The organism is Paenibacillus sp. FSL M8-0142 (genome assembly GCF_038597315.1).
Taxonomy (GTDB): Bacteria; Bacillota; Bacilli; order Paenibacillales; family Paenibacillaceae; genus Paenibacillus_AQ; species Paenibacillus_AQ lactis.
On sequence record NZ_CP152008.1, the window covers coordinates 5,024,856 to 5,045,727 of the forward strand.

At 52.4% G+C, this 20,872-nt stretch carries 17 protein-coding genes and 2 pseudogenes; 1 reads left to right on the forward strand and 18 read right to left on the reverse strand.

Annotated features, from left to right (window positions below; translation table 11 throughout):
- Positions 1-47: 47 nt before the first annotated feature.
- The 18 genes and pseudogenes from pepT to NSQ46_RS23235 all read right to left on the reverse strand — a co-directional run bounded on the left by pepT (position 48) and on the right by NSQ46_RS23235 (position 20,104).
- A complete protein-coding gene (gene pepT, locus NSQ46_RS23150) occupies positions 48-1,280 on the reverse strand; it encodes a peptidase T (protein WP_040738909.1) in 1,233 nt (410 codons plus the stop codon).
- A gap of 545 nt (positions 1,281-1,825) precedes the next feature.
- On the reverse strand, positions 1,826-2,656 hold the full coding sequence (locus NSQ46_RS23155) for an MBL fold metallo-hydrolase (RefSeq protein WP_007130883.1): 831 nt from the start codon (positions 2,654-2,656) through the stop codon (positions 1,826-1,828).
- 70 nt (positions 2,657-2,726) lie between these two features.
- Entirely contained in the window at positions 2,727-5,087 is a 2,361-nt protein-coding gene (locus tag NSQ46_RS23160) for a glycoside hydrolase domain-containing protein (RefSeq protein ID WP_342574834.1), read from the reverse strand.
- A 12-nt stretch (positions 5,088-5,099) separates the two neighbouring features.
- A complete protein-coding gene (locus tag NSQ46_RS23165; protein ID WP_007130885.1) occupies positions 5,100-6,701 on the reverse strand; it encodes an extracellular solute-binding protein in 1,602 nt (533 codons plus the stop codon).
- A gap of 52 nt (positions 6,702-6,753) precedes the next feature.
- Positions 6,754-7,635 (reverse strand): carbohydrate ABC transporter permease, encoded by an 882-nt coding sequence (locus NSQ46_RS23170; protein ID WP_028404528.1) that lies wholly within the window; start codon positions 7,633-7,635, stop codon positions 6,754-6,756.
- 13 nt (positions 7,636-7,648) lie between these two features.
- Positions 7,649-8,566, reverse strand: a complete 918-nt coding sequence (locus tag NSQ46_RS23175; protein ID WP_050954053.1) for an ABC transporter permease subunit — start codon at positions 8,564-8,566, stop codon at positions 7,649-7,651.
- Between the two features lie 96 nt (positions 8,567-8,662).
- Complete coding sequence (locus NSQ46_RS23180) at positions 8,663-9,838, reverse strand: Gfo/Idh/MocA family oxidoreductase (protein ID WP_342574837.1); 1,176 nt, start codon at positions 9,836-9,838, stop codon at positions 8,663-8,665.
- Between the two features lie 118 nt (positions 9,839-9,956).
- A complete protein-coding gene (locus tag NSQ46_RS23185) occupies positions 9,957-10,733 on the reverse strand; it encodes a substrate-binding domain-containing protein (RefSeq protein WP_342574839.1) in 777 nt (258 codons plus the stop codon).
- A 180-nt stretch (positions 10,734-10,913) separates the two neighbouring features.
- Positions 10,914-11,027, reverse strand: a pseudogene (locus NSQ46_RS23190) (LacI family DNA-binding transcriptional regulator); the annotation flags it as partial.
- Positions 11,028-11,310: 283 nt separating this feature from the next.
- Entirely contained in the window at positions 11,311-11,931 is a 621-nt protein-coding gene (locus tag NSQ46_RS23195) for a LysE family translocator (protein ID WP_007130890.1), read from the reverse strand.
- Between the two features lie 186 nt (positions 11,932-12,117).
- The gene (locus tag NSQ46_RS23200; RefSeq protein ID WP_341034170.1) at positions 12,118-12,951 is read right to left on the reverse strand and encodes a MetQ/NlpA family ABC transporter substrate-binding protein; all 834 of its coding nucleotides are present in this window, start codon (positions 12,949-12,951) and stop codon (positions 12,118-12,120) included.
- 73 nt (positions 12,952-13,024) lie between these two features.
- The gene (locus NSQ46_RS23205) at positions 13,025-13,729 is read right to left on the reverse strand and encodes a methionine ABC transporter permease (protein WP_342574841.1); all 705 of its coding nucleotides are present in this window, start codon (positions 13,727-13,729) and stop codon (positions 13,025-13,027) included.
- Positions 13,716-14,473: pseudogene (locus NSQ46_RS23210) on the reverse strand (ATP-binding cassette domain-containing protein). Before NSQ46_RS23210 ends, NSQ46_RS23205 begins: the two are co-directional and overlap by 14 nt.
- Before the next feature lie 169 nt (positions 14,474-14,642).
- A complete protein-coding gene (locus tag NSQ46_RS23215) occupies positions 14,643-16,613 on the reverse strand; it encodes a tetratricopeptide repeat protein (RefSeq protein WP_210095181.1) in 1,971 nt (656 codons plus the stop codon).
- 215 nt (positions 16,614-16,828) lie between these two features.
- The gene (locus NSQ46_RS23220; protein ID WP_341341625.1) at positions 16,829-17,341 is read right to left on the reverse strand and encodes a DUF3995 domain-containing protein; all 513 of its coding nucleotides are present in this window, start codon (positions 17,339-17,341) and stop codon (positions 16,829-16,831) included.
- A gap of 179 nt (positions 17,342-17,520) precedes the next feature.
- A complete protein-coding gene (locus NSQ46_RS23225) occupies positions 17,521-18,513 on the reverse strand; it encodes an ATP-binding cassette domain-containing protein (RefSeq protein ID WP_007130896.1) in 993 nt (330 codons plus the stop codon).
- Between the two features lie 17 nt (positions 18,514-18,530).
- Positions 18,531-19,331: an ABC-2 family transporter protein gene (locus NSQ46_RS23230; RefSeq protein ID WP_341341623.1), complete on the reverse strand. Its 801-nt coding sequence runs from the start codon at positions 19,329-19,331 to the stop codon at positions 18,531-18,533.
- Positions 19,328-20,104, reverse strand: a complete 777-nt coding sequence (locus NSQ46_RS23235; RefSeq protein ID WP_342574844.1) for an ABC-2 family transporter protein — start codon at positions 20,102-20,104, stop codon at positions 19,328-19,330. Before NSQ46_RS23235 ends, NSQ46_RS23230 begins: the two co-directional genes overlap by 4 nt.
- A 229-nt stretch (positions 20,105-20,333) precedes the next feature.
- Between NSQ46_RS23235 and NSQ46_RS23240 the strand changes: the two genes are divergently transcribed.
- Positions 20,334-20,768 carry a hypothetical protein gene (locus NSQ46_RS23240; RefSeq protein WP_342574847.1) on the forward strand — a complete coding sequence of 145 codons (435 nt, stop codon included), beginning with the start codon at positions 20,334-20,336 and terminating at the stop codon, positions 20,766-20,768.
- Positions 20,769-20,872: the final 104 nt, after the last annotated feature.

Sequence of the window (20,872 nt, forward strand, 5' to 3'; positions counted from 1 at the left end):
AGCTTCCGGCTTTGTTGTCATTGTCAGCCTGTGATTGCAAACCTGGCCTATGCTCTTGCCTCATAGAGCTGGACAATCTCGACGATCGTTTGGACCGCCTGCATCATCGTGTCTGCGGACACGTATTCGTACCGCCCGTGATAGTTCTCCCCGCCCGTAAATATATTCGGCGTCGGCAGTCCCATGTAGGACAGCTGGGAGCCGTCGGTACCGCCGCGAATCGGCTCGATGATCGGCCGAATGCCCAGGTTCTCCATCGCAGCCTTCACAATCTCCACCACTTCGATCACCGGCTCGATTTTCTCGCGCATATTGTAATATTGATCCCGCATTTGCAGCACGATCCGTTCGGCTCCGTACTTCTGCTGAAGCTCCTCCACAATGGAAGCCAGCTTCGCTTTTCTTTCCTCGAAGCGCTCCCGGTCATGATCGCGAATAATATATCGGAGCTCGGTCAGCTCGACATCGCCCTCAATGGAGGTGAGATGAAAGAAGCCCTCGTAGCCCTCCGTGAACTCCGGCGCTTCCTCCGCCGGCAGCATGCCGTGCACTTCCATCGCAATTTTGGCAGCATTCACCATTTTAGCTTTGGCCGTTCCGGGGTGTACATTCTTTCCTTTGCATGTCACCAGCGCCGCTGCCGCATTGAAGCTTTCATATTGAAGCTCTCCGACCGGTCCGCCATCCATCGTATACGCATATTTCGCTCCGAAAGCCTCGACATCGAATTTATGCGGTCCCCGGCCGATCTCCTCATCCGGCGTGAACGCAACCCGGATCTTCCCGTGCTTCAGCTCCGGATGCTGAATCAGATACGACATGGCAGTCATAATTTCGGCAATCCCGGCTTTATCGTCGGCGCCAAGCAGCGTTGTCCCATCCGTCGTAATGAGCGTGTGGCCCTTGTAGTTAGCCAGTTCCGGAAAATCTCGCGGAGAGAGCACCACGTTCTGATTCGCGTTAAGTACGATATCTCCTCCGTCATAGTCTTCAACGATCTGCGGCTTTACGCCTGCGCCCGTGAAATCCGTTGCCGTATCCACATGCGCCAGGAAGCCAATCGTCGGGATATCCTTGTCCGTATTCGCCGGCAGGGTAGCCATGACATAACCGTTCTCATCCATCGTCACGTCCTCCATGCCGATCTCCTTCAGCTCGTCTACAAGCAGACGGCCCAGTGTCAGCTGGCCCGGGGTCGAGGGGCAGGTGTTGCTGGTTTCATCCGACTGGGTATCGATTTGCGCATATCGAATCAGTCTGTCGATCACTTCTTTTTTCATCATTCTCAACTCCCGTCATACGTATTTCGATTTTGTACTGTCATATCGTAGCAATTGGACTTGCTGTGGATTGGATACCCGGCTCTTTGTATCTATATCGATATTCTTCACTATAAAGTGTCAGGCTAGCCAGCCATCCCTTCCTTAATCATCCATCATTATATCCAGTTGCCGCCGCTCAGGTCAATTTCACCAGAGGAGAGGGGATGACCCAAAAGATCTTAGATCTGGTGGGATGCCTTCTTTTTCTGTTAGGAGGCGCTCCGTTTACGAATCGTTCCTTCCATCGCTGCTGCCCCCAAATTTCGGCCTCAAACTTACGAACAGCACCAAGAAAGACTCGGAGACCGGAACAGCTACAGCAAATCGGACCATGGCGCCTCGTTCATGCGGATGAAAGAAGATGCGAAATGGCGGTGCAAGGATCACATCCTTAGCACCGCCATTTCTTCATTTGATACGTTTTTGATCTAAAAAACAATCTGTCGAGTGAATAAACCTACTATTGCATCAGCTCCCTCGAATACAATAGAACTCCTGCCCCCTTATGATTCAGGGAGGATATGAACCGTCAGTCCATCGAAGGCGCACTGGGCGCCGAATTGACCGACCTCTTCCGCCAATTCATGGTGCGGACCGACGGATTGGTGGGAGAAATGAGTCGCAATGAGCTGTGTCTGATCGGTAATGGCCCCGATGCGCTTCAGCCGTTCCACCATCCGGCCAAAGTCCGATCGATTGAGGTGCTCTTTTCCGGGAGGACGGTTCCAGATCGTCCCCTCCAGCACAACGGCGTCAAATCGGCGCCCCTGCAGCGATTCCCATACGTCTTCCTCGTAATACCCGCTATCCGATGCATATAGGAGCGAAGCCTTCCCATCGTCGATCAGGTAATTCATCGCATCGCCGATCCGCAAGTGATGGCAGGCTGCAATGGCCGTAACCGAATATTCCTTCAGCCGAACCGTTTGCCCCGGATGAATGATACGCCTTAGAATCCCGGCCCCCTGGTCATTCCCGCCGGTGTCCTCCCATTTCGTCCAAACCGAAGGTCCCGCAAGCATCGTCAGCTCCGGCAGCTCGGTTGCCAAACGAAACGCTTTGCCCCGGAGCATCAGATTAACGGAATCGAAATGATCGAGGTGGCTATGGGTGATCAATAAGCAGTCCAGGTCGCGCAGGGCAATGCCCAGCCCGGCACAGGAGGCGAAAATATCCGGCCCAAAATCGATGAGCAGATTATCATTGATTAAGACGCTCTGCCGCCGCCGGTTGTTATGTCCGCCGTTTTCTCTGGCATGCTCGCACGTCAGGCAGTCACAGAACGGGGAAGGAATTCCTTCCACAGCCCCCGTTCCCAGAAAAGTCAGCTTCATGCGTTCCCCTCTTTTTATCAAAATGGAGTTGCTAGGTACCCGATTGATAAGCTGCTCCGCCACACCTGCCTCACGGTGTCATCGGATCCTGAGGCGCGGCAGAAGTAAACCGGAAGTTGTCGAAATACAGGGTCTGCGGAGCCGACTGGCGCCACATCCAGATCTCAATGCCCTTGATCCGGCTGAGGTCCAAATTCACCTGCCGAAGCGGAATGCTAACGGTTTCGCCGCTGCCTGCGCGAATATACTGCATGAAGGTATCATCGCTTTTCCCGTCCAGCTGATGGAACTTGACGTAGAATTGTACCGTCTCGCCAGGATTGAACACGTCGAACTCCAGCGTCTCGAATGCCGACCAGTCGCTGCTGCGGAATCCTTTCCCTGCATCAAACAACCGCAAATTCGGAAAATTCACGTTTGCCGAAAACACAGCCTTCATGGAGTAGGTCCCCTCGGTGACATTCACCTTGGCGAGATCGGTATCCACCGTCTGGGATGTGAAGCGGTTGATCGCTTCATCGGTTTCGGCATCGTTTAAAGCGACCGTATACGGAGCATGGGTTTCATAAACGACAAGGGTCCGATTCACGGTTTTGGACGATCCGTCCTTGCTCACGACGATATCCAGCTCTTGGGCTCCGGGATCCAGGCTTAGCACCAGCGAAAATTGATCGTGCTCTGCTCCCTCAGCGGTTATCGGCGCTTGCTGTCCGTTCACCGTTACCTCCGAGCCTTTCTCCGCATAGATCGAAACCTCGCGGCTTCCGTCCGCTGGGCTGCCGACCGTAACCAATACCGGCGCACCCTCCGAAGCGGTAACGATCTCCTGTGCAATCTCGCTTCGTACCTGCATCACCTTCTCGGGGTTCTCTTCGAAAGTTTTGATGTTCTCATACAATCGGTCATAGAATGGGCGCATCGCATCCCGATACGGGAAGGCGTCCGCTATGCCCAGCTTCGAGGCAGCTTCACGCAGCTTCTGCTCATACAGCCACAGATACTCGTAATCCTCCATGCTCTCGCGGAGCACTTCCAGACGGATCGTGCCAATCGGGCCGTCGACGCCTACTTCCGTTCCGGGATAAAACAAATATCCATCGCCGTTCGCCCCGGGGAATGCCAGCGGATCGGTCCATACATCACGGCTGACGTATTTCTTCTGGGCGGCATCATACTTCTGGAACTGGGTCGTCGCCCAATATAACGTGCCCTCCACGCCGTAATCGCGCTGCATCCAGGTTAACAGCCGCGTTCCGACCAAGTCATCATCCAGATGATAGGAAGGGAACGGATGCTTCGGCTTCACATAGGTGTACCACCAGACCGAATCGCCGGCGGCCTGCCGCTCCTTGGCGAAAGCCTCGTCGAACTTTTCAATATCCGCTACCCAAATATCCACATCCCCGACTAATTCATCGACCGGCTGAATCGTAACGAGATGCGGAACATCGGGAGCCGCCTGTTCGAGAGCATCGTTGATCTGCTTCACACGGGCATATTTATCGCGTGTCGGTTCATCGATCTCGGACACATAATAATACGCTTTAGACAGCAGGCCTGCCTCCCTTAAACGATCCACCAGCTGCTTGTTCCGCTGTATATCCGGCTGCCCGTCAGCCGTCCGATAATACGGCAAGCGGTAGGCGGATATTCTCGGATCGTTTACATACTTTGGCGCCCGTTCAACGTAGCTGTCGATGTCGGAGTCCGGAATCGGCAAGTATCCCGGCGTCAGGCGGTGCTCAACGGATGCGTAGTAGTACTTCTCGATGTACTTCCATGCCTCCTCGCCCACGACATTGCCGTGCGCTTCCTGAACCGGTCCGCCCCAGACCCCGAAATTGGTTTTGGCGTGGCTCTCATCGGTAAGCTCGAAATCCCATACGGTGAGTTCGATTGGGATTCGGACCGGATTTCCTGTTTCGTGCAGTGTCATTTCTCCAGTATACGTACCGGGATGCTGCCCTTTGGGCACATAGACTTTGAACCAGATCCCTTGATTATGTCCTTCGGCTACTTCCAATTGCTGATTCAACGGGATCAAGGCATCCGGATACCAGCCTTTCGGATAAGCCGGCGTTGTGGAAGTCTTTACTTCAATGTAATGCTGTTTGAACAATTGAATATGCTCTCGGCCGATTTTGGCGCTTCCGTCCGTAAGCTTCAGATCGCTCATGGATACCTGCAGCTTGCGTAGTGGTTGATTGGCTTTCACGATGACCTGGCCGCTCTCATATTCATTGCGTGCGGCTCCGATCCGAATGCTGGAATTGGTTTCGCCCGGAAAAGCCTGATCCCGCATCACCTTCTCCGTATTGGTCGGCACCCAAACATCGAACAGGTCGCCCTGGCTAGCCGCGGCCGAACCGGGCAGGAAAGACGTCAACAGCAGCATCACCGACAGCAGAGACAAGCAAGCCTTTTTCCACATCCTATCGCCCTCCTACTCGGCCTTGTACCGATTATATGCAGCTGTATAGATTTCGAGATACTGCGACAATCCCATTCTCTCAATGGTGCTTACATATTTATCCCATTCGCTGAACGGTACATCGCCTACAACAAATTTGGCCGTCATTTCATCAACATACTTATTGATGTCCGTATGAAGCGGCGTGAACTGGGTAAGCTCCTCCTGGGTATACGTAAACTGCGGCCATACCTCCTCCGGCCACTGGCCTTCAACTTTCGCCGCGGCTGCGAGGCTTGGCTCTGTCGCTTCACCGGCCTTGAAGGTTTTGTCCGTCAGCATCGCCGGGTAGAACCCGCCTGCCCATGAGACGAATTTTGACTGCTCCTTCAGCGCTTCCTCGGTATATTCAATCGAACCGTCAGGGTTCTCTACATAACTGACATCCTTCACGCCCATGAAGAACAGCTTGCTGCCCTCCTCGCTGTAGAAGTGGTCAATCCAGCGGACCGTCGCTTCCGGATGCTGATTTTTATCGGTGATGACAAAAGCCCCGACATCGATCAGCGGAGAACGCGCTCTTGAGAAAATCTGGTCGCCGTAAGGTCCCTTAAGCGTCGGAGCCCCTACAAAATGCTCGATCGTTACCCCGCCAATCGCATGCGGACTGTTGGTTTCCGCGGAGCCGACAAGCCCTTCATCCATCAGAGCGTTCACCTGTGGACCTTCGATGGTCATGATATCCTGAACCATGAGGCCTTCCTTGTACAGCTTATTCAAGTATTCCAGCACTTCTTTGTATCTCGGATCGGTAGGGATGAACCGAAGTTTACCGGACTGCGGATCCATATCCACCCGTCCATGAATATTCCCCCGGTTGCCGAGCCCCCACGCTCCCTTCAGTTCATCGAGCAAGGATCCAATGCCGCTTGCGGCATACGGAATTTCGTCCGCCTTGCCGTTCTTGTTCGGGTCCTGGGTCTTGACCGCCTTCAAGTATTCGTAATATTCGTCCGTCGTTTCGGGCTCCTTCATGCCGAGCGCGTCCAGAAACGCTTGGTTGTACCACAGCTTGGTTCCAATAAGCACCGATTTAAAGTTCGGGTCATAAAACGTCGGGAAGGAATAGATGTTGCCGTCAGGCATCGTCATTCCTTTCTTGACCTCCGGATGCTCCTCCAGGAGCTTCTTGAAATTCGGCGCATACTGGTCGATCAAATCATTAAGCGGAATAAAAATGCCCTGGCCTCCATAATTCATCAAATCATTCGCAGACAGCCGCGCCGTGTGGAAGGCATCCGGATAATCGCCGCCGGAGAGCACCAGATTCCGCTTCTCCGCCAGACTCTCTGCAGGCGTCAATTGAAAATCGACTTCGATGTTCGTCTGCTTGGCATATTCCTTCCATACCGGGAGCGAGTTCCAGTCCGCTGGAGCCGAAGCGGCTTTCCCTGCGAAGAACGTAAGCTTGATAGGCTCCTCCACGATCGGAAACCCTGTAGGATTTACAGCCGTTTGCTCCTTAGGCTCCTCCTCCGCCGCCGGCTTTCCTCCGCTGCCGCAGGCGGTTGCCAGACTTGCGGTCAACACGCCTGTGAGCAGGACTTTAGTGAACCGCTTGAAATGATTCCCCATCTTTTCTCAGACCTCCACTTTTCGAAATATATTGCGAAACAAGAGCCGTTTTCTAACCCTTGAGAGCGCCGATCATCATACCCTTGACAAAATACTTCTGAAGGAACGGGTACAGCAGCAGTACAGGTAAATTGGCCACTATGACGATGGCGTATTTAATCGCCTCGGCCTCCATCAGATGCTTCTGCACCGATAAATCCATGCTTCCGGCCATCTGGTCCACTTGGGATTTGATCAGGATTTCCCTTAAGAACAGCTGCAGCGGGTATTTATCCCGATCATTCAGATAGATGAGTGCGTTGAAGTAGGAATTCCAGTGCCCCACGCTGTAAAACAAAATCATAACCGCGATGATCGGCATGGAGAGCGGGAGCACGATTCTCCACAGCGTCTGCATATTGGAGCAGCCGTCGATCGAGGCCGATTCCTGAATCTCATTCGGAATGGAGGTCTGGAAGAAGGTGCGCATGATGATGATGTTCCACACCGATACCGCGCCCGGAATGATCAGCGCCCACATCGTGTTGATCATCCCGAGGTTTTTTACGAGCAAATACGTTGGGATGAGGCCGCCGCTGAAAAACATCGTGAATACGATGTAAGCCGTGATGACATTCCGACCCGCGAAATCTTTGCGCGATAACGGATAGGCTGCAAATATGGTCATAACCAGATTGATTGCGGTGCCCACCAATGTGTACAGCAGCGTGTTCGCATAGCCGGTCCATATTTCCTTATTCGCAAAAACCAGCTCGTAGCCGATAAAGGACAAATCCTTCGGAAACAGCCACATTTCTCCTCTCGATACGGTGAGCGGGTCGCTGATCGAGGCGCTGACGACAAAAATCAGCGGATACAGGACAAGCAGCAGGATAATGGACAGCAAGATATAAATTACGATGAGTGTCATACGATCCTGGATGGATTCTTTCACCCTGATCCCCTCCTTACCATAAGCTGGTTTCATTGACTTTTTTGGCGATTCGGTTCACAAGCACGAGCAGCACCAGATTAACCAAGGAGTTAAACAAGCCGACCGCGGCGGAGAAGCTGTACTGTGCTCCCAGAATCCCCTGTGTATACACATAGGTGGAGATCACTTCGGAGCTCTCGATATTCAGATCGTTCTGCATCAGATAAATTTTTTCAAAGCCGATGCCCATGATCTGCCCGACATTTAAAATAAGCAGAATGACGACGGTTGGCATAATGCCCGGCAGGTTGATCTTCCATATCCGCTGGAGCCTGCTCGCTCCATCCACTTTGGCCGCTTCGTGCAGCGTCGGGTCGATTCCGGCGAGCGCCGCAAGATAAATGATGGAGCTCCATCCCATGCCCTGCCATACACCCGAAAATACATAAATCGATTTGAACCATTCAGGCTCCGTCATGAATGAGATGCGTTCACCGCCAAAAAAGGCGATAAGGTGGTTAATGATGCCGTTCTGAGGTGAGAGAAAAATGATGATGAGTCCTACCATGACGACCGTTGATAGGAAATGGGGAGCGTATGTAACCGTTTGGACAAAACGCTTGAAATGCCGGTTGCCTACTTCATTGAGCAAGAGTGCCAGGATAAGCGGAATCGGAAATCCGATGGCCAGCTGATACAAGCTGATCCCGAGCGTATTCAGAATCAATCGGTCGAAATAAAAGCTGTTAAAAAAACGCTCGAAATGATCAAACCCGATCCATTCGCTGGCCCATATCCCCTTGGCCGCTACAAAGTTTTTGAACGCGATTTGTATGCCGTACATCGGCAGGTAATCAAAGATAAAGAAATAAAGAACAACGGGAGTAATGAGCAAATATAATTCCCAATTTTTACGGAATGTTCGGCGAAACGCCCTCCACTTCGCGGGCACGGCTTCTCGGGCTTCCGTTCGCCTGGCAGGTGCTGTATTCACTAAGAATCCCCCTCCTTCGCATCGTTGGAGCGTGTGGTTCTATCGGCATGTCGATCAAGTCCCGGATAGGCTGCTCTTCTGTCCAAGCATCCAGGGCTCCGGCTCCTTTACATAAACTAACTGCCCCCCCTTTCTCATCGATTCCGTTGCGGCTACGCCGACCGCTACGCTCATGCGGCCTGCGATCGGTTCGGCGATGGGCTCCTTATTTTGCAGAATCATATCCAGAAAATCCTCGCAAATGATCGGATCGGCTCCGTTATGCGAACCCTCGGCTTTCTTAATCTCGTAAATCTTATCCGATAGATCACGCCAGGTTTGGGACTTGCGCGTTTTGACGTAAACCCGCTGTGCGATCTCATCATTCTCGATGCGGCCCTCGGTGCCGATAATGGTGTAGTTCCGCTGATAGTCAGGCGTGAAATGACACTGCATATACGAGGCTTTGATCCCCCCGTCCAGCTCCATTAACACCATGCTGTTGTCCTCCACGTCGATTTCCTCGCGGAAAGCACATCGCACAAGCGGGCCGGAACGATATTCGGGACATGTCGCTTTCTCGCTGCATTCCGGGCACGTGAGCTCATTCGGCTTCGTTCCACCAAAGTAATCAACTCCGCCAAAAGCGGCCACTTTCTTCGTATATCGCCCGGTCAGCCAGTGAATCAGGTCCATATCGTGGGAAGCCTTCTGCAGCAGAAGTGAGGTTGTATTCCTTGAGCTTCCGTGCCAGCTGTGATAGTAGTAATCGCTTCCCAAGCCTACGAAGTGTCTGACCCATACCGATTTCACCTCCCCGATCTCCCCGCTGGCGATAATCTCCTTCATCGTGCGGTACATGTTCATATAGCGCATATTAAAACCGATCATGAAATGTTTCCCTGACTGAGCCCAAGCCGTCAATATCCGGTCACAGCCTTCTACCGTAATGGATAACGGTTTCTCGCAGTACACATGCTTTCCGGCCTGCAGCGCTGCAACCGCGATTTCATCATGGCTGTCATCAGGGGTTGTAATCACAATCGCATCAATATCTTCCCGCTGCAGCAGCTCTCTGTAATCCAGGGTAACCTCCGCTTCGGGGTTTATATTTTGTTGAAATTTGGTTAGTCTGAGGGGATCGATATCCGCACCTGCAACGACCACAGATCTCCCGTTTGGCTGATGCCAATACTTCGTAAAACCCGATCTCCAGCCGAGTCCAATGATACCTAGTCGAATTTGATTCATTTCCTTCTTCCTCCGCCAATTTTTTTTGGCCCCAAACTCCTATCCAATTTTCCAATAAGGGTATAGAAAGAGAGGAGGTACCGTACTAGCACCTCGATGATTTATGTGTACACTCTTTCTACTCCCGAAAATAATCCGAAGACTGCCGCAGCATCAGCTGATAAGGCACAAACAGCTTGAATGGCAAAGGATTCTTGCCTTCAATTTGATCGATCAGCACCTTGGCGGCCATCATGCCGATCTCCTCCTTGGGAATATGAACGGTGGATAGCGGAGGAGAAGTATACTGCGATACCTCGATATTATCCAGGCCCACAAAGGCGACATCCTGAGGAACCTGAAGCCCATGCTCCGCCGCCGCCCGCATCGCGGATATCGCCATCATATCGCTCGCAGCGAACATGGCGGTCGGCCGTTCATTGTCCGGGAGGCTTAAGAGCTCGTACATAAGGGTATAGCTGTTATTCACATCCCAGCCTGTGTTCAGGACCAGCCGCGGATCCATATCCAGCCCGGCTTCCTCCATCGCATAACGGTAACCGCGATACCGCTTCTCCCGCTCGAGATCCCCGGTCAGTCCCGCCCCGCCGATAAAGCCGATCCGGCGATGCCCCCGTTCGATCAAATGCTGTACGGCCGATTTCGCCGCAGCCACGCGGTCATAAAGAATCACGGGCACGGTCGAATCCGATATATCGATGCCTACAACCGCAGGAACAGATTGTTTGATAAATTCATACACATTCGGGTCAATTCCCTCGATGATAATCATGCCGTCGAGCTGGGCATCCTGTGCTAGCTTGTTCATCGCCCCTTCACCCTTGATTTCATCCATCGTGAGCACATAAGTGAGCACGCTGTTCAGCTCGGACAGCTTTTTCTCAATCCCCTGCAAAATCGGCGAGAAATAAGGATGATTATACTTGTTTTGCGTAACGGATACGATGCACCCAATCTGGCGATACCCCGTTGTCTGCGGAGGATGATTCTTCTTTAGAGACGGCCGGGCGGATTCGTTGAGGGCATAGCCAAGCTCTTTGGCCGCCTCGACAATTTTGGTGCGGGTGGCCTGGCTGATGTGCCGGCTCGTATCGTTATTGATGACTCGTGATACGGTGGAGATCGATACTCCAACATGGTTTGCTATATCCTTTAAAGTAGCAATAATGGAACTCTCCTTTCTCTCAATCCGCGATCAAAAAAGCAATTCAAGACAATATATGTACCCAAAACTATGTACCCAAAACAATGAATTATTTTGGCACTTTGGCCCAAACGCGAACTGCCGCTAACGTCATGATAACAGCCGTTTTCGGTTGGTGTCAAAGAGTTTTTTGTAAATTGACCGTAAATTTTTTGCATATTATTTGGGGCCAAACTTAATACAGAGATAACAATGAGCTCACATTCAGCTCTCCACCTCCCTAAACGAAAATAAGGACAGGCCTATGCGTACCTATCCTTTAAAATATTTATTGCCCTGTTCTTTGGACCCTAAAGATCATATTCAGTCCGAATCCGATTAAAACAACCCCTGTGGCTTTATCGATCAGGCTCTGAATTCTCGGGGACATGAGCCATTGTCGAATATAACTTAACATAAGAACGATGGCCGTAAACCAAACCATGGAAAGCACGACATAACAGAGTCCCATCATTGCAAACTGCATGCTAGAATTGTAGTCCGGCGATACGAATTGCGGTAGAAACGTCAGGAAAAAAATCGCAACTTTCGGATTCAAGGTGTTGGTTATTAGCCCTTGCATAAACGCCGATTGCTTGGATGCGACAGGTTGAGCATGAGTTTGCGCCTGCTTCCGGCTGACCAAGGATGATACCCCTATGTAAATTAAATAGATGGCACCGACATATTTAATGACCTCGAAAGCGAGCGCAGATTTCATTAAGATCAAGGATAGACCGAGTGCGGCTGCTGTTGTGTGAACCAACACGCCGGATGAAATACCCAGCGCAATTTTTAGCCCCTCTTTCCTGCCGTCCGAGAGCGTCCGTTTCGTGATTAATGCGAAATCGACCCCCGGTGACATGATTAGAAAGATAATCAATACGAGAAACGTCAGGATGTCATTCATGATTGCTCCCCCACAATAGCCAAAAAATTTTGATAAATAATACTAACGCGTGATTCAGCTTTTTTCAACCCTTGAAATGATCCATCAATCTGAACCTTAAATGACTTCCTAATCGTAAAAAACCGCCCCTCTCGGAGCGGCTTCAAAGAACAAGTATGAAAAATTCAGCTATACCTATAGCTTAATTTAGAATGCAGGCAGTGCGATCTCGGAGTAGTTATCCTCGAAAAACTTCTTCACTTCCTGGCTCGTCATCGCCTTCGCCAGCTTCTGGATCGGCTCGGAATCGACATTGTCTTTGCGCGCAATCAGCGTAATCGTGAACTCGGAATCTTTGCCTTCCGTAATCAACGCATCGTTCTTCGGCGTCAGGCCAAGCGGCTTGGCATAAGCCGGAGTCATCGCAACCATGTCCACATCATCCAGCGTACGCGCCAGCATGAGCAGATCGACTTCCTTGAACTTGTAGTTTTTCGGATTGTCGATAATATCCGCCTGCGTCGCTTTAATGCCGACGCCTTCCTTCAGCTTAATCAAGCCGTTCTTCTCGAACATGACCAAGGAACGTCCGATGTTGGAAGGATCATTCGGAATCGCAATCGTCGCACCTTCGGGAAGGTCCTCGATCTTGTCGTAACGCTTGGAGTAAGCCCCGAACACCGCGTTATAGATCGGCACCACCGGTACGAGCTCCGAGCCGTTATTGGCATTGTATTCTTCCATGTACGGCACGTGCTGGAAGAAGTTCGCATCCACTTCCTTATTCGCCAGCGCATTGTTCGGCTGCACATTGTCGGACAGGATGACGATTTCCAGGTTGATGCCTTCCTCTTTCAGCTTGGGCTTCGCCATTTCGAGCACATCCGTCATCGGCGGGATAAGCGCAGCCACCTTTAGGGTAACCTCCTCGCCAGCTCCGGATTGGCCGCTCTCTTGATCTTCTTTACCATTCTGATTCTGTCCGCAGCCGGCAAGAAGAAGGATCAGAGCCAGCATCATTAACGCCATTTTTTTATTCATCGTCTTTGTTACCCCCATGTAAAATAATTTGTGTAAAATGTGCTGCATGTGTAGTGCAAATGCCCGCGGACGCTCAGACTTTCCGTTTGTCGAGCAATCTTGCAGCCAGACTGCCCGCAAATTGAATCGATTGCACCAAGATCACCATAATGATGATGGTAAACACCATGATTTCGGTCTCAAAGCGCTGGTACCCGTAACGGATGGCAAAATCGCCGACCCCGCCACCGCCGACGATCCCCATGACCGTCGAGTAGGAAATGAAGCTGATGGTCGATGTCGTAAGGCCGAGCGTAAGGCCAGATCTGGCTTCGACATACAGAAACTTGAAGATGATCTGCAGCGTCGACGCACCCATCGAAGAGGCCGCCTCCAGCACTTCCTTGGGCACCTCCAGCAGCGACTGCTCAACCAGTCTCGAGTAGGATGCGATGGCGACAACCGACAGCGGAACGGCAGCCGCCAGCGTACCGATGGATGTTCCGACAATGAGACGGGTGAGCGGGATCATGATGACCACCAGCAGCAGGAGGGGGAAGGAACGGATGATATTGACCAAGCCGTTCATGACGGAGAACAGCGGGCGGTTCTCGTACAGCTGTCCCTTTCGGCATAGAAATAACACTGTTCCGACCGGAAGACCCAGAAATACGGCCGCAGCAATCGAAATGCCGACCATGACGAAGGTTTCGCCGATGGCGCGCCATATTTCCGTGTCATACTGCTGCACATATGTGAAGTAATCGTTCAAATATTGAATAATGCTAGGCGCGTCCATGGTCCGGTTCCTCCGCTTCCCTTGATGCTTCTGCCGCCAGCCCGGTTTGAGAGAGCCCGGACGATGATTTTACGTCGTAAGTTCTCGTTAACCGCCCCTTCTCCATGACGGACACCCGATCGCAAATCGCGTGCACCGCATCCATCTCATGAGACACGATGACGATGGTAACGCCAAGCTCCCGGTTAATTTTCCGCAGCACATCCAGGATGCCGGATGTCGTCTTCGGGTCAAGCGATGAGGTCGGCTCATCACAGAGCAGAACGGAAGGGGAATTCGCCAGCGCTCGCGCAATGGCGACACGCTGCTTCTGCCCCCGCTGAGCTGCGCCGGATACTGCCTCATCTTGTCCTCCAGCCCGACGTATCTCATCACTTCAAGTACGCGCTGCTCCCTGATTGCCCTCGGAGTCTTTGCCAGCTCGAGCGGCAAAGCCACATTTCCATAAGCCGTCCGGTTGCCGACCAGCTGAAAATGCTGAAAGATCATGCCGATCGACCTTCTCGCTTCCCTAAGAGCCCGGCTTCCGAGCGCGGTAAGCTCGAGGCCGTTCACCTGCACGCTGCCCGAATCGGGGCTCTCCAGCACATTCATCAAACGCAGCAGCGTCGACTTTCCGGCTCCGCTTGGACCGATGATTCCATGAATCGTTCCCTCAGCGATGTCGAGGGATACATTGTTTATCACTTGATAATGGTCATTACCATCAACAAAGCTCTTATTCACCTTCTGCAGCGAGATCAGAATACATCCCCCCTTGCCTGTCTTGCTCCCTCACATGAAGAAAGCCCGCGCGGCTGGATCAGCCTGCGAGCAACGAGCTGCAACAATAACATTAGAATCATACCATAAGTTCGGATAAAGTGTGAGCCATCTTGCGGTGCTTTTAGGCCAGGCATTTTTTACCTGGAAACTAAGACAAGTACAGCTGGTGACCGTACATCCCCGTCAATCGTTCAACCGCCCGCTCCAAGACATCCTCCTCGAAGCCCTCCAAACCTTGGATCGCCTGGATCTTGTCTCCCGGAGACATCTCCTTATCCAGGTGAAGGCTCCAATTGACGATGGCGTTAACAGCCTCCTCCGTCTCAAATTGGCCGTAATAAATATGCGCTTTATACAGATAGCTGTCCGCATGATTCGGGACGGCTTCGAGCACCTGATCAAATGCATACAAGGCGGCATCCTCGTCATGGTCCTTGTAGTGAATCTGACCCAGCCGGAAATAAGCGCCCGGATGCCCCGGCACAAGCTCCAGAAATTTCATCGTATCTTCCTTGGCGCGGCTGTAATCCAGCATGGAATAATAGATTCCGCTTCTCAAACTGTACAGATTACCGAACTCCGGATCGAGCTCCAGACCCTGCGAGCAATCGGCAAGCCCCCGCTCCAGCTGGCCGGTCTCCACGAAGCAGATTGCCCGGAATTCATAGAATCGCGGATTGCCCGGAACCGCCTGTATCGCGTTGGAATAAGCATCGATCGCAAGATCCCACAAGCCCATCTCCTTGTAGATATGCCCGCTGGCCGCCAGATAGGTCGGATGGGTGGAAAAGTCCTCGTCCAGCTTGACCGCCTCCTGCAGCTCCAGCAGCGCTTCCTCATTGCGCCCCTGCAGGTACAACGCATAACTGAGCTTGTTTCTGATCTCGGAGGCATCCTGAATTTCGATCGCGCTCTTCAGCGCCTTCTCGGCAGCGGGCAAATCATGCATCTCCATATGAATATCGGCGCGCTGTACGAAATTCGGCGCATCGTCCGGCTCCAGCCGGAGCAGCTTATCGTTCAGCTTCAGCGCCTCCTCGTTGCGTCCGAGCCGGTAATAGCTGTCCGCCATCCAGTAGCAGACGAGCGGCGACTCGGGCATTCTGGCATACAGCTTCGAGATCAGCTCGAAGGCCGGCTCCTCCAGCCCGTCCTCGCGATAGAGCCGCGCCAGCTCGAAGTAGCCGCGGTAATCATCGGGAGCCGCTTCGATCGCACGCTCCAGATCAGCCTTGGCGGATTGCATGCTGCCGGATTTTTTGTGGATATCCGCCCGCTTCAAGTACAGCTCATAGGCTTCCGGGTAACGCTCGATCGCTTCCGATATATACGCCAGCGCCTGATCGAAGGCCCCAAGCTGCAGGTGCAGATCCGCCATATGTTTCCGGAACGAATACGCTTCCCGCATCTGCCGCTGAAACGACAGAAACGCGCCGTAGCTGTAATTCGTGCTGGAAGCAAACAGGGCATAACCCTGGTCGGCTTCCGCTTCATACCGGTCTGCTAGCTGGATCCCTTCCTGCAGGACGCTCACCGCTTCCTTCAGTTCATCCATCAGGTCCAGGCAAACCGACAGCATGTAATAATACATCGGAATGGCTCGGGAAGGCTCCTTGATGCTGACACGGAAGCAGTTCGCGGCCTCCGCCGGATTCCGGCTCTCATAATACGTCATCCCAAGCTCATAATACGTGGAAATGACCGTGCTCGGATCTTCCCGCTTGATCGATTCCTTAAGATCGCGGATGGCCTCCTCGTACCGGTTAAGGTCTTTATAGGCGATCCCGCGGGTATACCAATTCATATAGTTGTCCGCATTTAATGCAATCGCCTGGTCCAGGTCCGCGATAGCCTCCAGCTCCCGGTCCATCTCACGCAAAATATGAGCCCGCCGTTCATAAGCACGATGGCTGCCGGTGGTCTCGATCACGCGGCCCAAATAGTCGACAGCCTCATCCGAATAGCCACCGTTATGCAGCAGCTCGGCGTAGAGGAGCTTATCATTAAAGCTCGTAATCCCTCCCTCGCCTTTTCTCATATACTTCAATGCCTGTTCAAAATCCTGTTTCTTGCGATAATAGTTTCCGATGCGCAGCCAGATCCGCTTCATTAACTTCATGCCGGTTCACCCTCTATATATGTAAATACAAGTTCAAATCTCTGATCTTACTCCTACTGTATGACGGTTTGCAATAAAATGCAAAGAGGACCCCGGAGGTCCCCCGATATGATATCTATTATATTGTACAATGTTTCCGGAAATGTCCACTCTTTCATCCATTAGAATTTTGCAACCTTCGATTCCGGTCGTATCCGGCCGGTCGACGGGATCCCTCAGCCGGTGACCCGCAACGGCTCGGTCTTCTCCTTGCGGATCTTTGCGGTATACAATGCAGCCGTCCCCAGCGATATTCCCCATACGAGAAAGAGTCCATACCAGAAGTAGCCCCACACCGCCATCGGGCTTGCATCCTGGACCGCAAAGGCGGGAGCCGATTGCACGCGGCCAATCGCAAGCTGAAATTTCAGGACAAAGTATGAGAATCCCCATAACGTTAGACCTGCTGAACCGATCCAGGCCGGGATGAGAAGCAGCAGCTTCGGCAGCCTCTCTCCCCATGGCATGGCAAAGGCAAGCGCGAACAAAGCGCCAAAAACCGCTAAAACTCCCATTCCCCAATATCCGATCAAGACGCTCCAAAATTCACCCGGCGCCCCCTCGAAGTCGCCTGGGAAAGCCAGCCCAATCCCTAATCCCCACCAAAAATGGGGGAGTGCATACATGAGCGCAGCCATACCGGCGATGTACCCGGCCATTCTCGCTCGTGAACGATTCTTCTCCATCATCTCTATCACCTCTATTAGTTGTTTGAACAGGCGTAGGTGATCGGCGGTATAATCATACTCTCCATCCCGGCAATCGTAGTCCAGCCTTTCGTTCAACTAACAGTCTACATGCCGTTATGAAAAGTAAAGCGACCTCAAGTTTAAGATTGGGTTAAAATGAAAAGCGATATGAAAGACAGCTAGTAAACCTTGTGAATGACATCCTCGAAATCCGGATCCTGCATATCGATGTCATCCAGCTCCCCCCATTTCCCCAGCTCCTTGACAATTTCCAGCGTATTCATTTCGCGCCGGTTCGCCTCGATCGTTACGCTCTGGTCCAGAACGCGGGTCACTCGGATTCGGGCCTGGGTCGAGCTATCGCCAGTCGCCATAAATGACTCCGGGATTTGGAACGGTCCCCGGAAGGTGACCGTAATGAGGGTAGGCAACCCGATGGAATCGCGAAGCGAGCGAACCGTTCCGTCATAAGACAGCCTTCCTTCGTTAATCACCATCACCCGGCTGCACAGCTGCTCGATATCATCCATGTCATGGGTCGTAAGCAGAATCGTCTTCCCGAATTTCTCGTTGATCAGCTTCAGAAAATGGCGAATATTGCGCTTGGCATTAACGTCGAGGCCGATGGTCGGCTCGTCTAGGAAAAGCACATCCGGATCGTGCAGCATGGCAGCGGCCAGATCGGCGCGCATGCGCTGTCCGAGCGACAGCTTGCGCACGGGCGTTTCCCAGAACGCCTGCAGATCGAGCAGCTCCGTAAACTGTTCGAGTCTCCGCACTTTGTCCGCCTCATCGACGGCATACATTTTGGCCAAGATATCAAATGAATCCCGAACCGGCAGATCCCACCACAGCTGACTCCGCTGGCCGAACACCACGCCCAGGCGCTTGACGACGGCTCGCCGCTCCCGATGCGGATTCATCCCCCCGATGATCACCTCCCCGGAAGTGGGGTGCAGAATGCCGGACAGCATCTTGATGGTCGTTGATTTACCGGCTCCGTTCGGTCCGATGTATCCGACGAACTCGCCCCGGTCCACCTTGAAGCTGATCCCCCGAACCGCCTCCTTGATCCGGTATTCCCTCGAGAACAGGGTCCGGATTCCAGAGAAGCGCCCTTCCTTGACAACGGGGGTTTTGAATGACTTGCGAATATCTTGAACTTCGATCATGCTGTTTGCCTCCTTCCTTAACTGCCCGTGCTTTGGTATTTGGTCAAACCGAACTGCCAGAATTTCAAGCTGAGCGCGAGACAGAGCAGCGCGGCTCCCGCCAAAGCCGGCAGCACCCACCATCCCAGCTCGCCGCGAAGTATGTATAGGGACGGGACATAATTAACGAGTCCGACCGGAACGAGGATCAGAAGAATGGACGACATCCATTTCGGGTACAGCGTCAGCGGGTATTGGGCTGCGGTCCTTGCGGCGTCCTCCGTCAGATTCTGCAGCTCCGTGATTCGGGTCGTCCAGAAGCCGAAGGTCGCGGTAGCAAGTCCGATCGAGAACAGGATGACAGCCCCGGTCAGGATGATGTATAACGTCTGCGGTACAGCGCTCCATCCCACCTGCCCGCTCCCCATCATGCCGCCCAGCGACCACCAGAGCAGAAAGCCTCCTTGCAGCACTTCACCAAGCATGATGCGGAATTTCTGCGGCATCAGCGCAAGCAGCACCGGCATCGGCCGCGTGAGCAGCTGGTCCAGCTCGCCGTTCACCAAATACTTTTCCAGATGGTGGACCTCGTCAGCGAACGTCCGGTACAGCGTCTTCGATAAGGTCATCACTGCGAACAGATAGCCGATTTCGTGCATCGACCACCCCTGAATGGCGCCGAATTTATAGAGCACGATCGCGACCATCAGAAATTCGGAGATCTGAATCAATGCGGCCAGGATGGAAGCCAGCACAAAATTGAATTTGTATTGCATGCGGCTTTTGATGCTTGTACGTATCAGCAGCGCATACAGCGACAACCAGGATTTTGCGGTCATCCTCCCTGCACCTCCACCTTGCGCCTCAAGAAGCCGGTCGCCAGCAAGCAAGCCAGCGTAAGCAGCACGCACCAAAATAACGTTCCCCACAAATTAGAGACGTTGCCAAAACCTAAATACAGTCGAGTCGGAACATACAGCAGATAAGGGTACGGAGACCACCAAGCTGCCGTTTGCAGCCAGCCAGGCAGCCATTCGATAGGAATAAAGAAGCCTGCGAGGAGGTTGATCATCGCATGGTTGCCCCAATACAACCAAGAGGATTCCGTCGTCCACAACGCGGATGCGCCGATGAGATAATTGATGCAGATCGATAAATAAGCTGCACCAGCCAGCGCAAGGGCTACAAATAGAAGATCCGATGCTTTTCCGGGAAGCTCCAAGGAAAATGCGAAATAGTACACCAGGTAGATCGGAATCGATTTGTAAATGAATTGATAAGCGATTTGGCCCCATTCCTTGGCCATCAGGTGGCTGAACAAATGGACGGGACGCATCAAATCCAGGGAAATATGGCCGGTTCTAACGGCTTGGGGAATGCCGAGGCCATTGGTGATGAAGCTGGAGATCCAGAGTGCGGCTTGGGTAAAGGCGATATAGCCGACCATCCCTTGCGTTCCGTACTCTCCAAGCGCATGATCCGCACCGAGACCGATCCAGATACACGCGTACATGAAGCCGAACATCGCGCTTGCGATATTGTGCACCATGTGGGCCCCGCGGTATTGCAAATTGCGGGCATAGGCTTTGGAAGCCAAAGTGAAATAAAGCATGCAGCACCTCCGATAAGCATATTAGACGGCGGATCCGTCCACTTCAGACAAGGCGAAAATGAGAGAAGGACACCATCATACCAGATCATTCCATAGATGGCAACCGTTAATTTGGGTTAGAAGCGTAAAGGATGTAAGCGCTGCAGAGAAAGTGGATTTAGCCATACATATCTTGGAACAAGTTAGGAGAGGGTGCGTAATAAATAAGTAAGTGAAGGGGGCTAATCTTATGTTTTTGATACTGCTTGGTATCATGCAAATCGCATTCGGATGGTATGCGTTCCGCAATCCGGATTCCGATTGGATGAGGATGCTCGCACGCATTCCGGAGGACGTGGAACAAGACGATGTCGATTTATTTAAATCGCAAATCGTCGGTATAATCGCTATCTTTATGGGCGTGATTATGATCTTATCCGGGCTATCCTATTACTCAGAAAAATCACCTCTCCAAGCATTCATCGCTTCCCTTGTTCTTGGCGGTGCGGGTATTGCAAGCGGCCTGTATGCGCTGCTTCGCCCCGAATCCCGATGGTTCAAACGACGCGGGGAAGATGGCGAAGATATCGAACCCAGAATCTGGCTCATGAAGCTTGCCGGCATTACCTTGATCGGAATCAGTATCCTTACCATGCTTCTAAGCGCACAGCATCTCTTTGTTTAACGGCTTCTGCGGTTTTAAGCCTGGTCCTATGGCAGCTTCCGGCTGCCGCCTCCCTCTATGAATCTTCTATTTCACAAACTACGTAAACACGACAAAAAAGCCCC

What these genes read in the sequence shown, in the direction of transcription:
- NSQ46_RS23165 (WP_007130885.1), bottom strand. Translation starts at nt 6,701, where the DNA reads ATGGGGAATCATTTCAAGCGGTTCACTAAAGTCCTGCTCACAGGCGTG.
- NSQ46_RS23205 (WP_342574841.1), bottom strand. Translation starts at nt 13,729, where the DNA reads ATGGACGCGCCTAGCATTATTCAATATTTGAACGATTACTTCACATAT.
- NSQ46_RS23220 (WP_341341625.1), bottom strand. Translation starts at nt 17,341, where the DNA reads ATGATGGAGAAGAATCGTTCACGAGCGAGAATGGCCGGGTACATCGCC.
- NSQ46_RS23225 (WP_007130896.1), bottom strand. Translation starts at nt 18,513, where the DNA reads ATGATCGAAGTTCAAGATATTCGCAAGTCATTCAAAACCCCCGTTGTC.
- NSQ46_RS23230 (WP_341341623.1), bottom strand. Translation starts at nt 19,331, where the DNA reads ATGACCGCAAAATCCTGGTTGTCGCTGTATGCGCTGCTGATACGTACA.
- NSQ46_RS23200 (WP_341034170.1), bottom strand. Translation starts at nt 12,951, where the DNA reads ATGAATAAAAAAATGGCGTTAATGATGCTGGCTCTGATCCTTCTTCTT.
- pepT (WP_040738909.1), bottom strand. Translation starts at nt 1,280, where the DNA reads ATGAAAAAAGAAGTGATCGACAGACTGATTCGATATGCGCAAATCGAT.
- NSQ46_RS23240 (WP_342574847.1), top strand. Translation starts at nt 20,334, where the DNA reads ATGTTTTTGATACTGCTTGGTATCATGCAAATCGCATTCGGATGGTAT.
- NSQ46_RS23235 (WP_342574844.1), bottom strand. Translation starts at nt 20,104, where the DNA reads ATGCTTTATTTCACTTTGGCTTCCAAAGCCTATGCCCGCAATTTGCAA.
- NSQ46_RS23160 (WP_342574834.1), bottom strand. Translation starts at nt 5,087, where the DNA reads ATGTGGAAAAAGGCTTGCTTGTCTCTGCTGTCGGTGATGCTGCTGTTG.
- NSQ46_RS23155 (WP_007130883.1), bottom strand. Translation starts at nt 2,656, where the DNA reads ATGAAGCTGACTTTTCTGGGAACGGGGGCTGTGGAAGGAATTCCTTCC.
- NSQ46_RS23215 (WP_210095181.1), bottom strand. Translation starts at nt 16,613, where the DNA reads ATGAAGTTAATGAAGCGGATCTGGCTGCGCATCGGAAACTATTATCGC.
- NSQ46_RS23195 (WP_007130890.1), bottom strand. Translation starts at nt 11,931, where the DNA reads ATGAATGACATCCTGACGTTTCTCGTATTGATTATCTTTCTAATCATG.
- NSQ46_RS23180 (WP_342574837.1), bottom strand. Translation starts at nt 9,838, where the DNA reads ATGAATCAAATTCGACTAGGTATCATTGGACTCGGCTGGAGATCGGGT.